The following is a 16,308-nucleotide window of genomic DNA, read 5'->3' on the forward strand; positions in this document are numbered from 1 at the left end:
GAGAGAACTGCCGAATAATGTCTATTTATCGTTAATTTGACAAATTGGGGAGTTCCCTTTAGATACCGCTCCAAATAGATTCGAAGGAGGAAAGGGATTGTCAGAATTTTGCCCGTCAATTTACGATATTAGCGATTGCTCGACGCTTGAGGAGCAAGAACCCAGTGAACACGATCATGAACCCGATGATAGTGAGAGGTGTGATGGATTCCCCCAGTACGACGACGCCGACAATGGTTGCAACAATCGGTACCAAATAGGAGACAAGCGAGGTTTCGAGTGCACCGCGGACGTCGAGAAGGGTGAAGTAAATGAGGAAGGCGATCGCGGTGGCAAAGATTCCGAGGTATGCGACGGCAGCGCCACTTTTGATCGTGGCGGGGAGTGAAAACGTCTCGCCGATGCTGAGACTGACGGTATGCAAAAACAGTCCGCCGATGAGCATCGACCAGCCGGAGAGCGCAGCCCTATCCAACGTTGGATTCACCCGCTGAATGAGAACGCCCCCGAGGGCTACGCCTGCAACCTGGAGGAGGATCAACAGACGACCGACGAGACCACTCCCAAGTAAGTTGGCCGGGTCCGGACGGATAACCAACCCAACGCCGATAAATCCCAGGACGATTCCGACTGCACCAACCGCTGAGACGCGCTCCTCCGGCAGCAATCGCAATGCCCACAACGACGTCATGATGGGGAGCAGACTCTGTAGGATTGCGGCCAACCCGCTCGAAACAGTCTGTTGGCCGATAAAGAGGAATGCGTTTGCGCCGACGAGGAAGACTCCTCCAGCAAGGACAGCACTAGCGTTCGTTTTGTCAGCAGGAATCCATGTAGTATCATTGTAAAGTGCGTATACTAAAAGAAGAATCGCGGCGACGTCATAGCGATATGCAGCGAAAAGCACTGGCTCGAGCGATTCGAGACCGAGGGAGATCGCGAGGAACGAAAATCCCCAGAGGGTCGCAAGCGTCCCGAACTGTCCGACAACTGTGACACGACGGTTCACGAATCGTCGAATGTTCGTCGGCTAGTTATCGGACTCGCATCACCGCTCGCTGGACTATTATCCCAACATCTTCTACCACTTACCATAGTGATACTAGTTACAGCCGATACCATTGTATGCGTTATGAAACCGGGGTCATGTTGCCTCCTCGTCTTCGAGATAACGCTCCTGTATGCTACCATAACAATACCGGGCAGGGATCACGCACTTGAGGGGCTTCGCGAAGCGATCGGTGATAACTTCGAGGGGAAATTCGTTGATGAACTCCGCCAAGAGGGGCGTGATCAAGCCGTCGACGATGCGGAGAATGATGTTCGTCGAGACTGACTTTCTGCTCGCGCTCGCGAAAGGCGAGTTCGACGAAATTCAGCCATTGTTACAACTCATGCACGATCACACTGACGAGCTCCCCGACAATTGGATATGAATGCATGAAGACCCTCGTCAGTGTCTCTCCTAAAGCTACCAGTATATTCGGTGAGATATTCACTACAAATTGCACACAGATTGGTTCAAAATCCAGGAAAATCTACTTCTGCTTAATTTAATCGAGACTCAGCCGCTCCGCCCGACCAAAGAGTCGCCTTATACGATACCAGTAGGAACGTGGACGATAAAAACAATAGATCGCCACATCGGGTTTAGAGCCACTCATCAGGAAGTTCGTCCGCGTGATTGTGCATCAATTCGAGCAGTGGCTGAACATCGTCAAAACGCGGACCTTTTCGCACCGTATTTAAGTCAATATGTTGTGCATGCTCATGCAAATCGGAGCAGTCCCAGACGATCTCTTCGATGCAGAAATACGCTCGGACAACTGAGTAAACCAATTCACCAAAAAATCTGGGAGAAAAATGGGGTGGGCCGGTCACCTCGACGTCGTATCTCTCATGTTTTGCATCGTTAACGCTTGAAGATTGCAACAAGACTGACTTTTGAGGATTAAACTCGCTAAAGGCCGCTCGAGCTAAGGCAGCGACTGGTTTTTGGTGAATACATTACTCATAGGGTGTACTATTCTTGCTCCGATTTTGCACTAGTGAGGGATTCGCGTTAGCACCGAAACTCACTCCGTTACATCATCCAATGCGAACGAGCCAAGCTCAATCTCGCCCGACCGCTCATATCGAAGCATTTGCACCCCAGTACTCGATGTCTCGGCCGCCGTGAGTTCAAGGGCTCCAGGGATTGTTCCCTCTTCGAACAATCGTTTTCCGTCCCCCACCATCACGGGGAATACCCAAAGCCAGAACTCGTCGATGAGATTGTGGGCAAGCAGTGTCTGAATTAAATTCTGACTTCCCTGCACCAGAATTGTGTCACCTCGATTCCTCTTGAGATCAGCAACAGCCTCCGCAACGTCTCCTGTAAAGAGCGACGAGTTGTTCCACTCTACTCCATCGAGCGTTCGAGAGGCGACGTATTTGGGCATGCTGTTCAGTTTTGTCGCCACGGGGTCGTCATCGCTGTCGACATTGGGCCAGTGCGCGGCGAAAATCTCGTACGTCTTTCTGCCGAGCAGCAGCGCGTCGACCTCGGCAAACTGACCGTCCATGGCCTCGCCCATCTGCTCATCCCAGTAGTTCACCGACCAGCCACCCTGTTCAAAGCCACTGTCACGGTCCTCATCAGGGCCACCTGGCGCCTGCATTACTCCATCGAGCGTCAGGAACGTTCCAACAACGAGTTTTCCAGTTGTATCGTCCGCGTTTGTCTCGCTCATTGTAGGCTTCTAAGACGCTGTATCCGGTAAAGACCGTTCTGGTCCATCGAATCGATGTCCGCTGAAGGTATCTTCTCGATTCAGCACGGCGGTTGTTGAGTCGTCTCATTTGAAAAAATCGAGTGATACAGATGGATCACGAACTGCGCACAGATTATATCAGGGGTGCCATGGGACACTTAAATTCCGCTTAGAATGAACGACTCAGTGAACCAATTGGCACCCTTATCGATAAGGAAGACACAATACTCAATGCCAGCATACGGTCTACGCATGAGAGGTATCGCCGCTCATTCCTAATCCTTTGTACACCTACCGTTTGTGGGATCAATCTCAACAGCACCTTCACTTGACACAGTCACCCAGTAGCCTGCATACTTAAACGAGACATTACCACTCGCCCGTGACGACCCATCGATTTGCGGTGCAAAGAGTGCATCAAGGGCATCTGGATCAATCGTCTTATACAATGGTTCGATCGCATTGACTGAGCGGTCATCCACCTCTGCAATTACGGTGAGAATTTGATTGGATAGCGAACGAGATGGATTATCACGTGGTGATTGTCTGCTGATGTCAGTTGCATCCATTTTGAATTGATCTCTCCCACAAGAACAGCAGCCCTGATATGGCAGGGTGTTATTGTAGCTACTGTCCTCAACGAGTAGGATAACTAGGGCCACTACTAAGTAACTAATGGTGTTTTATTGACCATACCGCTCAGCACTATCCACTGAAACCTTAGTACGACACATTCGACTTGTAATTATTTTACCACGGCGTGCTGGCCAATCTTCTGGAGAGCGATAAGACAATTCCGAGGAGGAAACACCCAATAAATCAGTTCAAGAGCGTTTTTAGATTGTAAATTCGTTAAATTTATTTTAATATATCCGGTGAAAAGTCTCGACAAGTTGGCACATGTGACAATAATTCACCATAAGTGTAAATATTGGTCAATGATTGGTAGAGTGGTTCGATAGTGCGTTTTCAATAGTTCAGACCGCTACTCGGGAAGAGAAGCACATTACAGTTGACAGCAGAGATAGAGAATTTCAGTTCCAGATTATTTGGTTTTTTGCTTGCCACAAAGCATTTAACACAGTATGCTAATGTATAGCATGTGGCGAGGCCGCTCTGATCATCACTGGATCTGGCGCCATCACTCCTGATCCGTCTTTGCCCCGCCACATCCCTCTTGAAAAATAGCTGCCAATTCGTGAGTACTCGGTAGTAAGACGGCCACTACTGCGTAGATTCGTAATCAGTAAGTCGAAGCTTGCCCTTAACTTCGTAGAGATAACCCTTGTTGTAGAGTCGTTCGACAATATCCGTTGCACCTGGACGATTCAACTCCACCTCTTTTTCAAGAATCGAGTACGCTTGCTCGTAACTCACCTCCTCCGCAGCTGGAAACTCTCTTGCAAGCGCATCGAGGGCTTCTTGGGCAAGTGGTGTGAGTGGCAACTTCTCATTAGAACCCATTCGTACTGCCACGTTCGAATTTTGAACAAGTAAATCTCTCGGAAAAGGTCTATTCGAGACCTATATGATTACTTCTGACAAGGGGAATTAAGCACACAGTGTGGAAGGATGGGCTTGGAGTAAACACAGTAATTCATACCGTCTACCGGGTACGCTAACTGCATTTAATTCATAGAATCCGAAGAATAAAGCCTTCAGTCAATCGGAGTAGAAATGAAACTGAACACACACGGGAGAAGTCATCACCCTATATTTCTCACACCGAGAGCACGATTGTTGGAGTAACCATTCATGAGTTAGTCGTGATATTGGTTTGATTAGCATTTCATCGATGACTTGATAGAATTCTTACTATGAGTGAAATATAATTTCGGTACACTCTTGTGACGCCACTGTCTTCCAATGTGACGCATGGCACGCATCGCATACCAATTATATCAACAGGCCGAGGTCCCCCGCTTTGAGAGTACCTCCCAATACCAATCCACGAGAAAGGAGTGTCGATGATTCTCACATCACTTCTCCAGTGGATCGTCAATCAGTTTCCGGGATCTGAGGGAAAGTTTTTCCTATCACTCGTTATTGGTATCGGGGTCATCCTAAGTGAATGGGTACTCTGGAAATCCTCACGAGTTGCGAAGCGCGACTATCCATCCCGCCTAGTAAATATTGGTCTCCTCATCATGAGTCTGATTCTTCTTGGAATTAGTGGGAGCCTTTTTGTCATCATCTGGGAGCAAACAAACCGAGCAGTAGAGAGTGTAGAAGCGCTTGGTGCGGTCAGAAGACTTGGAGTTCAGTTCGTACTAACACTCGGTGTGTGTGCAGCTGCGTACGTGAGCGCTGGAATGGTTGATCGAGTCGTCGACCGACTTTTACAACAGACTGAGGAGATCACACGCCATCAGGGAAAGGTCATTTCGCGATTGTCTATTATTGGTGTATATGTCGTCGGATTTCTCGCAATATTAAGCGTCTGGAAGATAAACCTTCAAGGGCTATTTGTGGGTGCTGGACTGCTTGGTGCTGCAATCGGATTAGCAGCGAATGAAACGCTTGGGTCCCTACTTGCTGGCTTTCAGCTTATGTTTTCCAGACCATTCGAGATTGGCGATTGGGTACAAATCGATGAGCATGAAGGGATCGTGACTGACATCACGATTTTCACGACCCGTATCGAGACATTCGAAGGAAAATACATCATGCTCCCAAACGACGTTGTCAGTAGTAGTACAATCATCAATATTGGGCGGAAAGGACGACTTCGACTCAATGTTGAAGTTGGAGTAGACTATGAAGCAGATCCTGACCGTGCGATGGATATCGCGAAGGAGGCAATGAAGAATATTGATGATATTCTAATGGTACCCAGTCCAGACGTAGTCTTGAAACAGCTGGGTGATTCTGCAGTTCTTCTCGAACTACGGTTCTGGATCGAAAAGCCAAGCAGTCGTCGGAAGTGGCGTGCAGTGACAGCTGTTGTTCGAGCAGTGAAACTCGCCTACGATCGTGAGGAAATCAAAATTCCATATCCACAGCAAGAAGTATCTGCCCGCGAGGAAACTGGTGGGTTTCGGGTAGTCGATGGCGAATCAACAGTTACAATTCCCGAGCATGATTGAGGTACTAAAAAAGAATAGGTGAATCGAACGTCGTCAAGGTTCGACTGGTCGTGGTGATAATCGATCCTTCGGATGAAGGATATTCTGGATGATGCCATCTATGTCGGGGGTAGGCACCTTCTCAGGTTCGTCGGATGGGTAGTGTGGAACGGGCATAGGTTCTCGCCCAAGCCTAAAATACTCGATCAAACGTAATAATTGTTTCTACTATATTGTGAGCGTTGACGAGAAGCCACCCCTAATACCCGCAAACACCGTTATCACTGAACTCACGCCGCGTGCATCGATATTTCATCACTTTTGTCAAGTCTCAATGTACCTTATAGAGTGTTACCACTCCTATTTGTTTGACTACGATGATCGTCATGTACTAAGGCCTCGTTTGTCTTCCCTTGTACCTCAGTAGCTTCAATAGTCAAAATCGGTCGATGGTCGTCGAATTGATCGGGTTGGAACTGGGTCATCGGGAAGAGTGGTTCCTCCCCAGAAACCAATGACCGAACAACGCGCCCGGTTACAGGCGAAAGCATGACGCCCTGACCGTGAAGACCGGTCACGACCGCGGGCACATCCAGCATCCCCTAAGGGTGTCGATGATGAGAAGGCTGTCAAGTGCTAGGTCGGTAAACAGGTAGGCGTTCGTCGCGGGAACCTGTCGATGTTATTGGTTCGGAAAAATCGATCGGGGAACGTAGGCCGAAACGACCCAATTTGGCTTATCGACGACCTCGTTGATTTTCAGGTCAACAATTGCGGAACATAGTAGGTATGCTTCTGTTAGTGTTAAGTCGTGGCGTTCGTACAGATGAGTTATCATATATCGTGTGGCCTTCTTTGTCGCGTCCATCAAACTATCGCTGATACCAGTCGTCGCATACATACACTCATCGCCACCTGAGAAGGGTCCAGTCGTCTCAAACTGCGGCTGTTCGATGTTCATATCCGAGATGAGCCGGAGCCGTACGGTTACTGTCATCGACGCTTCGATGCCCGTGACACAAACTTCGCCATCGCCTTGGGCAGCGTGGCAGTCGCCGATACTAAATAGAGCTTTATTAACTTCGACTGGTAGGTAGAGCGTCGAGCCTGCTGTGAGATGCTTTACGTCGAGATTTCCACCAACACAACGTGGTGGGATCGTGCTATGCTTACCTTCTGCAGCAGGTGCAACGCCAAGATTACCAGGAAACGGATCGAGTGGGACTTCGATTCCATTGACAAAATGACCGATATCGTCATCAAGTTCCCAGACGTGCAGACCGGGGTCGGGGAAATCCTCGGGAAGCAAACCCAATTTCTCCTCACCGGGGTAAAAGTATGAAAAGCCGATCCCCTCGTGCTGGAATTCGAGAAGTTCGACCGCAAGTACGTCTCCTGGCTGGGCATCAGCCACGGCGACGGGCCCAGTTAATGGGTGACCAGTAGAATCGTCTGCGAGGGAGTACACGTCAGCAACAGTCGACGTTGCGTCCAATCGGTTGTTCGTTGCATCGCGACAATCAAATGTCACAATATCATTAGACTCAACTGTTCGAACTGGTTCGTGATCACGGCTCCAGGTTGTATGAATATGATTATCTACTGATGTAATATTGTGGTCGGAAGTCATTTGTGTAGGTCGTGGTGTGTTCTCGGCTAATATAAAATCGCAGTGAGTTGTACTACCGATTGGTGCACTTTATATCGGTCTCACAGACACCACTCAGAGTAGAACAATGCGACTAATCTATTCATTTCCCCCTCTTCGTCACGTGTTCCATTCATATTTACGATTGGCAAGACAGGGTAATGCTCGGTGGCGGCGTTCATTGCGTGCTGTTGGGCCCGGTCGAGTAAGACCGTTAGTCAAAGCATGCGCATTTTCCGTCAACGTTCGCTAGTCAATAATCTCCGAGAGTATCAGTCGAAGTACCATAGAGAAAATAGACTAAAGCGATGGTTAGTTCGGCAGCTCCGTCCGTCCCGTTCGTACACCTAGCTAATACGGGAAGTCATGTCCGTAACCGTCTCATTCTTTGCTTTGTTCGTCACTCGTAGACTCTCTCACCGATTTTGCTGATAGGGCCGGATTTGACCGCATACTGCTAGCTTAGTATCACAGAGTACCGAACATAACCGGTGTTTTGTTTATTGAGCTTGCTACAAACTATGCTGGCGTACGGACCATGAGTAATGACACATCACAACTCAACAAGAATGGAAACCTAGGCACCAGTGACACCCATTCTACGGCGTTTGATCACAGTACAGATAGCGCCAGCGAGGAACTCATCAAAGCTGTCGCAAAGCTCAACGATGCAGATCCCGTCGAGCTACCACTTCTTGCGGATTTTATTGATCCGGAAGCACTTGATGCGCTATTTAGTCCGCGAGAGGATGGAACACCGCGTGAAACCAGCGGGCAGGTGGAATTCACCTATGACGCGTATCACGTCCTGGTCGACAGCCGAGGAATGATTAACCTCTACCCCCATAAATCAAAAGCGGACAGCTGAATTTAGTATCATAAATAAAATAAATACTCGCCAGTTGCGATTTCTATAGAGACCAGATTGATCATTAGCCGATGAACCTCGTTAGCGGTTATCGACGGTTAATAAATGAAAAAGATCAATCCGGCAGTTTTTCATTCCGTTTGCACACATGGTCAGTACAGGAAGCCATCGAGGCCGTCACAGTCGCAGTCTGTTGATTCTGCCTTTCTGACGGGAATGTCGAACGATTGGAATCCAAGTAATTCGTCTTCTTGCGGCACATCTGCAATTGCCACGACTGATGATGTTATTTACATACAGCGACAAAAGCGCGACTGGTGTGTATGTTTCGTAGCGTTATGAGTGCTACAGGATGAACACATCTCGTCTAAAATACGTTCTGTATTAGATCCCAAGAGAACCTTTCTTACACTTGGTTTTTTGATGCATATGTGACTGAGCAAAAATATTGTTCACCGATTCTTATTTGTCATCTTCTCATGCCGCCAGCTCGCCGTCGACGAGTCCAGCAGTACATTTGAAAATAGGTGCGAATATTGGGAGCCTGGCAACGCCGCTCGGCAACCCTCAGAACGCATTCATACTTGCGGAGAGTGGCATCGGCCCGGCGACGTTCGTCACGACGCTTGCGCTAATAACACTCGTCGTGCTTGTCCTCACGACAGTCGTCTTGTGGTCAATTGCTGACGGGAAATCAATGCAAGCGGTCGTTGGCGTACTCAGAATGATCTGAGTCTCCAGGGTAGATCTACGTCGACGAATTTCCTGAGAAATGACCGGAACAAACGATTCCCAGCGTACCGTCTTCGGACGATAGTAGTCACACTCTTCTATGACTGGCTAAGCTATGAATTGATCGTATAAAATAAAAACTGCGTCGACTGCTTTTCGATTCGTGCTTTAGTAATCGTTTCGAGGCTTCTTGCGGTCTTTTTTCTTGTCAACCCACTGGTTCTGCTCGGCGTTGTTCTCAGCGGATGCGACACCAATCTGCTCGTTGTTGTTCTCTTGCTCGTTGTACTGGACCGCAGTCGCGTCACCGTAGAAGGCGTCAGCGTATGCAGCACCCTGGTAGTTGCTGTTACTCTGGTAGACGTCTTGATACTGGTTGACTTCAGCGTTTGCTTCCTGGTCGATCTCCTGTTCATTATCGGCGACTGCCGTTCCAGCGAACAAACTCGCCACGACAGCCATCGCCATCAGGAGTGTAAGCGTTTTCTTCATGGTTGTATCTCCGGGTGGGAGATACGCAATCGAACGCCACGTCGCTCGTGGCGTCGATCCCACCCATCGAGGCTCTCAACTAACATGTATTTGAACGGGGGAAACCGTTGAATCTGTTTGGCCGCTTTACGAACGATTCAATCTCTGTCAAACGAGAGTTTTGTAGATAACTGTTGTACAGCGTCGATCTCAATTGAGATTGTCACAACGATCGATTGTTGCAATTACCGACATTACTCTCCTTCTTCGAACGACTGAATCGTTGGTTAACATGTGATTGAGAAAATTCCCACACTCGTTATGCTATCTTCTTCAGGGAAATATGAACATAACTCGGATAAGACGATATTATTCATGTCGAATTAGACATCAGCCATATTCCCCCGGCGAATCTCTTTGGACAAGTTGTAACTCTCCTGAGTTCCTCCAATTCAGGTATTTTGAGGGCTAATATCTGGAAAGAATAGTGGTCAGAATCGACGCTGATTCACTTTGTGGTGATCTCTTTTCCATACTGACGACAGGTGCAATGGTATTTTGGTCATCAGCAAGTTGAATATCGTGGATGACCACCTCGTCACAAGTTCGACACCGAGTGAGTCACTCCAGCTCCAGTTGTATTCGATCTGTGGGGCGATGAGCATGTGCGCAACGAATCGATCGTCAGTGTCGTTATCAACTGCGGCCATGTTGGTTCTCAGCCGTCGCAGGCGGGGTTGTTGTGTACGAACAGCGAATGATGGGTTTCAGAGTACCAAGCCGACATCAACGCGTCGGTCAATATCACCGATCGCCTCAACCCGTGGAAAAGAGTCCATCGCCGATCCGACAGATGGATGGACTACTAACACAGGAACGGGCAACGGCACTACTCAATTCAGCAACCAACATGCATCGCGATGTTATCAACCATATTCGAATCCGTCACGAACGAGTCTGTGAGTGAGCTACGTGAAGGTCCTATCGGGATCGGCAACCAGTACGTCAAAGCCGGGTCGTTGCGTTCCACTTTCGTGAGGTGGATGTAAGCCCATTCCATCGTCTACTCTTGACCAATTGCTGTAAGCACCAGTACACGATAATGATATTGATTGGGTTGGCTAACACTATTTGGATTGGGTGCAACATAGACCATTATTGACTTGTTGGAGACTGCTCGTACAACAAGAAGCTGGGTCGATCTCAATTCTCTGACCGATAGCAGCTAGCAATCGGATCAATCATTTATCAATGTAACCCAAGCATTGTCCACTGAAATCAGGATTAGTATAGTATACTAACTAATGTATACCAAGTGATGATGAATGATACAGTATCTGGTCGACATACTGCTGAACAGAACACCCAATAACCAACCACAAATTCAACGAAAGAGACAGCAAATTTCTGATTGAAACAACATCTGACACCAGATCACTGCTACTAGAACAGCGGATACTGGCGCGCGAGATGTTTAGCCATCAGTCTAGGGGGCGTAACGCACCGCTAGGGTAGTGGCTGGGATCAACGCGTCGATCAGCAGATCCCAGAAGTAAACAGTCACGGACGCTATTCCGAAACATCGTCAAGATCAGCACCATCTTTCAACTCTTGCCGCTTCTCGCCGGATTCTTCACTACTTGGGACCAATCCGGCCGGATTCTTTTCTGTTGACGGTGCCGCGTTCTCTGTTTCGTTGTCTAAGTCTTCTGGCGGATGCTTATCGCCGTTTTCGTAGACAGTACCATTACCCAGCGAGATTGCAGTCTCCAGTTCATCGCTCAATCGTTTGAGGATCGTGTCCGTATCAACCGACTTTAACACCTCGTCTAGTGGTCGTGGGGCCCACCAGATAATTCCCGAGTTGTGAATCACCAGTCGCTCGATACGGCCCTGATCGTGGAGTTCGGTGAGAGTCATACGAGTAGCTTCTATACTTTCGTTAGTGTGGTCAGCGATTTCTTCGGTCGTTACCGCAGGACTGTCTGCATCAAGCACAGCGTTGTGTGTTCGGTCAAGTGTTTCTTGATGATCGGTCTGATCGGGGGCGTTCTGTTCGTCCATAGGCTACTCTAAACGGCTATGTCGGATAAGCTATCTGGGCGTTTCTTGTTTTCTGAGCGGACTGTCAACAGTGTCGATAGCAGTGCGGAAAAGTCAATGGATATTTTTCCCATCTTCTTTAGAAGTATTACGACTGTTACGGTTATCGAATTCAAAACTCCGGCCCCGAAGTTCACGTAGTCTACGGAACACATTATATGGTAGTACACTGGTGAACATTGGGAAGGGGCCAAACGTTGATAGTCACGGCCTGCGAGCGGAAAGTCATGACGAAGGCGAATGTATTCGAAGACATTGAGAGTGACCAAGGACGTTTGATGTCGATGGCCCAACGAATTTGGGAAACGCCAGAATTAGGTCTCCACGAAGAGAAATCCATGCAGGTACTTATAGACCGATTGGAAGAGGAAGGGTTTGAAATTGAAGTCGGACTGGGTGGGATGCCGACAGCATTTGTAGCCTCCTACGGTAGTGGTGATCCGACGGTCGGGATTCTTGGTGAATACGATGCACTACCAGACCTTTCCCAAAAAGTAAAGCCGGAGCATGACCCCGTCGAGCAGGGTGCACCGGGGCATGGTTGTGGTCATAATCTCTTCGGAGTTGCAGGTGTTGGCGGGGCAATCGGAGTAAAGCGTGCTATCGAACGCGGTGAGATTGATGGAACCATTGAGTTCTACGGCTGTCCAGCAGAGGAAACGCTTGTTGGCAAAGTCTTCATGGCTCGCGATAATGCATTCGATCATCTCGATGCTGCGATAACCTGGCACCCAGGGAGTCTTAGTACACCTACGCTTGACCGATCGCTTGCACTTGACTCGATCCAGTTCACTTTCGAAGGCGTCTCAGCTCACGCCGCTGCGTCACCGGAATCCGGACGAAGTGCGCTTGACGCCGTTGAACTGCTCAACACCGGAGTAGAATACATGCGCGAACACATCTCAGAAAAGGCTCGCGTCCATTACGTTATCACCAACGGCGGCGACGCTCCTAACGTGGTTCCTGCAGAGGCAACTGTCTGGTACTATGTTCGCGCTCCCACACGTGCAGAAGTTGAACGCATTAGTGACTGGTTATCCGATATCGCCGGCGGTGCAGCGGCAATGACCCAGACGGAAGTAAATCACCGATACATTACAGGATGCTGGGACTATCTTCCAAACCACACAGTGACAGAGATCATCTGGGAAACTATGCAAGAGCTCGGAGAGATCGGCTATTCAAATGCCGACCGGGCGTTCGCAGGCGATCTCAAAGAGACAATTTCCAACGAGCAAATTGACTCAAGTCTCAAAGACGTCCCCGAGGAATATAGCGATGAGATCAAAGGGGCAAGTCTTTATGACGAACCAGTTCCGCCACACGCCGTAGGTGACGTTGGTGGAGGTTCGACTGAGGTAGGCGACGTGAGTTGGATTACTCCGACCGGCCAGTTCCGAGCAGCTACATGGGCGGTAGGGACGCCAGCTCACACATGGCAGGCAACTGCAGCCAACGGTGATTTCGGAAAGAAAGGAGCCGTCTATGCTGCGAAAGTTCTGGGTGGAACGGCTTACACGCTGCTTAAGAAACCAGATATCGTAGAGCGAGCGAATAAGGAGTTCGATAACACAACAGGTGAACAGAGTTACGAAACGCCACTGCCACCGGAAGCTGAACCCCCGTTCGATATCACTACACAGTAAGAGAGGTGAATCCATCAGTATGACGGTGCTGCTTTCCTGGAGCGGTAAACCAGAGCATTAGATCGGTTTCTAGGAATTTTTTCAAATACAAAGATTAATATTTTTAGACCCTATAATTGTATTCAAGAATGATCATACCGACACGACGACAACTCTTAGGCGCTACTGCGAGCTATATTGGAAGTTCTACAATTGGATTCACTGAGCAGAGAGCACAGGCTTCCCAGGCATCGCAACAATATATTGTTGGAACCACATCACCTGAAGCAGTTAAAGCAACAAATCGACGGGCTACGGCTGTCTCACGTGTTCTGGACTTTGAATGGCTGGGGAAAGCTATTGTCGGTAAGTTTTCACCACAAGCAATTGATGCCTTACGTCGTCGATCCGGTGTTTGCTACATTGAACGCAACGGCACTATGAGGGCTGTTAATCATGAGACAACCGCAGGTCAGACTTTGTCGTGGGGAGCAGACCGCATCAACGCTGATCATGCAAATCACAAAGGATATTCTGGTAATGGAGCTGATCTTGCAATTCTAGATACTGGACTCGATAGCGATCATCCCGATCTTCAAGCGAATATCGGTGATGGCAAAGCATTTGATGTTGCATGTGGGCAATTCTACGCCGGTAATTCGTGTCCAACAAATGAATTAAATGGAAACACGTGCCATTATTCATGGGACGATGATGACGATCACGGGTCGATTATCGGGGCAATAGCTGGGGCCCTAGACAATACGACAGGTGTTGTTGGGGTCGCTCCAGAAGTTACACTCCATTCACTCAAAGTATTGGATTGTGCCGGAATCGGTGATTACGCATCGATTGCCGCAGCAATAGCATATACTGCTGATCAAGGATGGGACGTTGCAAATATGAGTTTCGCTGGCGAGCCATCCCAAATCGTTCATGACGCATGTAAATATGCATATAAGAAGGGTGTTTTACTCGTCGCTGCCGCTGCAAATCGCGGCTGCGACGGTTGTGTTCGCTATCCAGCAGCGCATCCCGAAGTGATCGCGGTCTCTGCTACGACACGATCTGACACGATTACATCAATCTCCTCTACAGGCCCTGAAGTGGAACTTGCCGCACCAGGTGAGTATATCCAGTCAGTGGCTTCTAACTCGTATGCGGTTGTCACCGGAACGTCAGCAGCCACCCCACATGTTAGTGCAACGGCTGCTCTCTTAATGGCAAATGGACAAAGTAACGCCAATTCGAAAGTGTATGATACCACAGATACCCTAACAATAGAAAGCTATACGAATCCAGGTGGCACACGAGAGCAGCTCCGTGCGACCGCAGAAGACATCAATTTGGCTCCAAACGAACAGGGATATGGCCTTGTCAACGCTGAAGCTGCGATTGCTATTGGTCAACGAGGGAAAATCACCACCAACCAACCAGCTCGGAGCTCGTGGCAATTGTTAACATTCGATAGTTTCTTCGCAGACCCTGTTGCGATAGCAGGCCCTCTTTCGACGAATGGGTCCCAACCTAGTCATATCCGACTACGAGAGGTAACAAATACGAGCTTTAACTACCAGATTGAAGAATGGAGCTATTTGGATGGTTCTCACACACAAGAAACGTTCTCCTATGTAGTATTGGCACAAGGAGCATATACGACACCGTCTGGATCCCGGATGGAAGTAGGAATTGTACCAGCGACTCACGCATTTGACCGGCACTCGTTTTTCCAGTCATTTACCGAAGTTCCAATTATTCTCTCGAATTCTCAAACAGTCAATGAAACAGATCCAATTGTCACACGTTCACGAAATGTTTCAAATATGGGTTTTGACCTTCGACTACAAGAAGAAGAGGCAGGCGGGCAGCACGCCACAGAAACTGTGGGTTATTTGGCGTGTGAGCCAACCGTGAGTTCGATTAATGGTGTGTCGTTCGAAGTTGGTCGGACACCAAATGCAGTTACTGATGACTGGTACTCGCATTCATTTGAACAAGACTATCAGGTTCCACTCATCTTAGCTGATCTTCAAACGTCTGATGGTGGTGACGCCGCAGGGGTCCGATATCAAAACCTGAATAATTCAGGTGTAGAATTCAAAATTGAAGAAGAGCGAAGTAGAGATACAGAATCCGGACACACGACTGAAGAAGTAGGCTATCTCGTATTTGAGGGCCAGGGGCTTATCTAAGTGAATCCAGGAAACAACATCATACAATCAGTGGTGTGGTCGGTTACCACTTTTTTCAGTTGTTTCTATATGTGTAAAAACATATGACGGTGCGATATCGTTCATTGACTCGTGAAAAGAGAGGCAGAATGATCGATGACTTACTGCGCTTTAGGCAACTCGTCGGTGGGCAGGGTGAAGGTGATGTCCTGGTCCTTGTTCAGATTGACTAGCTTAGACTGGCTGCCAGCAATAACTTCGTACTGACCACGTGGAAGAGTGACATCAATCTGACCAGCGTTGTCAGTTGTTCCAGTGAAAACCTTGTCGCCAGTCTTTTTATTGATGACTGTAACTTGTTTGTCGGCGACTGGATCGCCATCGTCACCATTAACCAACACACCGAGGTTGTGTGTACCCGCACAGAAATCATCGACCATCGCATTTGCTGCAACTGTGGTACCGATTGAACTGTATATAAGCCCAACTGCAAATACGACAGCAAGCAATTGTTTTATTCGTGTGTACCAATTCAACATCTCAATTACAAAAACGACCCAACCATTAATAAATTCTATGTTTGAAGTATGAAAAATAAGAGAGGATAGTGGGACTCACATATTGTGAGAACAAGCAAAGTCACACCCATATTCATTATTTATTATACTATTTTCAGGCATGGATGACAACTAAGCATAGAATGGCTGGGAATCTGCTGGCGTTACTCGCGCAGTTCGAAATCATCGAAGTATTCAGTAAGCGCAACAATAGCAACCGCTACGTCCTTACTCACTATAATCGCAACTAAATGGACACTCTCAGCCAGGTTCTTCAGGGAATTCGTGAATCTGAATTTCTGGTAGTGACGGTCC

General features: G+C 48.3%; 15 protein-coding genes. 6 read left to right on the forward strand and 9 right to left on the reverse strand.

All coding sequences use genetic code 11. The features are described 5' to 3' along the window. Window positions 1-115: 115 nt before the first annotated feature. Window positions 116-1,009 (reverse strand): DMT family transporter, encoded by an 894-nt coding sequence (locus tag OOF89_RS19375; protein WP_266081162.1) that lies wholly within the window; start codon window positions 1,007-1,009, stop codon window positions 116-118. A 123-nt stretch (window positions 1,010-1,132) separates the two neighbouring features. Here OOF89_RS19375 and OOF89_RS19380 point away from each other — a divergent pair, with 123 nt between their 5' ends. After that, complete coding sequence (locus OOF89_RS19380) at window positions 1,133-1,336, forward strand: hypothetical protein (protein WP_266081164.1); 204 nt, start codon at window positions 1,133-1,135, stop codon at window positions 1,334-1,336. 739 nt (window positions 1,337-2,075) lie between these two features. On the opposite strand, the gene OOF89_RS19390 is transcribed toward OOF89_RS19380, so the two are convergent. From OOF89_RS19390 to OOF89_RS19400, 3 genes are all read right to left on the reverse strand, one after another. Continuing rightward, complete coding sequence (locus tag OOF89_RS19390) at window positions 2,076-2,732, reverse strand: dihydrofolate reductase family protein (RefSeq protein WP_266081167.1); 657 nt, start codon at window positions 2,730-2,732, stop codon at window positions 2,076-2,078. A gap of 296 nt (window positions 2,733-3,028) precedes the next feature. After that, window positions 3,029-3,322 (reverse strand): HalOD1 output domain-containing protein, encoded by a 294-nt coding sequence (locus OOF89_RS19395; protein ID WP_266081168.1) that lies wholly within the window; start codon window positions 3,320-3,322, stop codon window positions 3,029-3,031. A gap of 655 nt (window positions 3,323-3,977) precedes the next feature. Then, window positions 3,978-4,217, reverse strand: coding sequence for a hypothetical protein (locus tag OOF89_RS19400; protein WP_266081169.1), 240 nt, complete (start codon window positions 4,215-4,217; stop codon window positions 3,978-3,980). Between the two features lie 503 nt (window positions 4,218-4,720). Here OOF89_RS19400 and OOF89_RS19405 point away from each other — a divergent pair. Beyond that, window positions 4,721-5,839: a mechanosensitive ion channel family protein gene (locus OOF89_RS19405; protein ID WP_266081171.1), complete on the forward strand. Its 1,119-nt coding sequence runs from the start codon at window positions 4,721-4,723 to the stop codon at window positions 5,837-5,839. A 661-nt stretch (window positions 5,840-6,500) separates the two neighbouring features. Here the strand turns inward: OOF89_RS19405 and OOF89_RS19410 are convergent. Then, entirely contained in the window at window positions 6,501-7,448 is a 948-nt protein-coding gene (locus tag OOF89_RS19410; RefSeq protein ID WP_266081173.1) for an acetamidase/formamidase family protein, read from the reverse strand. A 556-nt stretch (window positions 7,449-8,004) separates the two neighbouring features. Here OOF89_RS19410 and OOF89_RS19415 point away from each other — a divergent pair. After that, window positions 8,005-8,334, forward strand: coding sequence for a HalOD1 output domain-containing protein (locus tag OOF89_RS19415; protein WP_266081175.1), 330 nt, complete (start codon window positions 8,005-8,007; stop codon window positions 8,332-8,334). Window positions 8,335-8,486: 152 nt separating this feature from the next. Here OOF89_RS19415 and OOF89_RS19420 read toward each other — a convergent pair whose 3' ends face one another. After that, window positions 8,487-8,609: a hypothetical protein gene (locus OOF89_RS19420; RefSeq protein WP_266081176.1), complete on the reverse strand. Its 123-nt coding sequence runs from the start codon at window positions 8,607-8,609 to the stop codon at window positions 8,487-8,489. A gap of 242 nt (window positions 8,610-8,851) precedes the next feature. Here OOF89_RS19420 and OOF89_RS19425 point away from each other — a divergent pair, with 242 nt between their 5' ends. Then, complete coding sequence (locus OOF89_RS19425) at window positions 8,852-9,067, forward strand: hypothetical protein (RefSeq protein ID WP_266081178.1); 216 nt, start codon at window positions 8,852-8,854, stop codon at window positions 9,065-9,067. A gap of 167 nt (window positions 9,068-9,234) precedes the next feature. On the opposite strand, the gene OOF89_RS19430 is transcribed toward OOF89_RS19425, so the two are convergent. Next, window positions 9,235-9,558, reverse strand: a complete 324-nt coding sequence (locus OOF89_RS19430; RefSeq protein ID WP_266081180.1) for a hypothetical protein — start codon at window positions 9,556-9,558, stop codon at window positions 9,235-9,237. Window positions 9,559-11,106: 1,548 nt separating this feature from the next. Continuing rightward, window positions 11,107-11,601, reverse strand: a complete 495-nt coding sequence (locus OOF89_RS19435) for a helix-turn-helix domain-containing protein (RefSeq protein WP_266081182.1) — start codon at window positions 11,599-11,601, stop codon at window positions 11,107-11,109. 266 nt (window positions 11,602-11,867) lie between these two features. On the opposite strand from OOF89_RS19435, the gene OOF89_RS19440 reads away from it, so the two are divergent. Together OOF89_RS19440 and OOF89_RS19445 are read left to right on the forward strand one after the other, a co-directional pair. Beyond that, window positions 11,868-13,286: an amidohydrolase gene (locus OOF89_RS19440; protein ID WP_266081184.1), complete on the forward strand. Its 1,419-nt coding sequence runs from the start codon at window positions 11,868-11,870 to the stop codon at window positions 13,284-13,286. A 128-nt stretch (window positions 13,287-13,414) separates the two neighbouring features. Then, on the forward strand, window positions 13,415-15,457 hold the full coding sequence (locus OOF89_RS19445; RefSeq protein ID WP_266081186.1) for a S8 family serine peptidase: 2,043 nt from the start codon (window positions 13,415-13,417) through the stop codon (window positions 15,455-15,457). 140 nt (window positions 15,458-15,597) lie between these two features. Here the strand turns inward: OOF89_RS19445 and OOF89_RS19450 are convergent, their stop codons facing one another. After that, window positions 15,598-15,975, reverse strand: a complete 378-nt coding sequence (locus tag OOF89_RS19450) for a hypothetical protein (protein ID WP_266081188.1) — start codon at window positions 15,973-15,975, stop codon at window positions 15,598-15,600. Between the last annotated feature and the right edge of the window lie 333 nt (window positions 15,976-16,308).

It is taken from the genome of Haladaptatus caseinilyticus, assembly GCF_026248685.1.
Lineage (GTDB): Archaea > Halobacteriota > Halobacteria > Halobacteriales > Haladaptataceae > Haladaptatus > Haladaptatus caseinilyticus.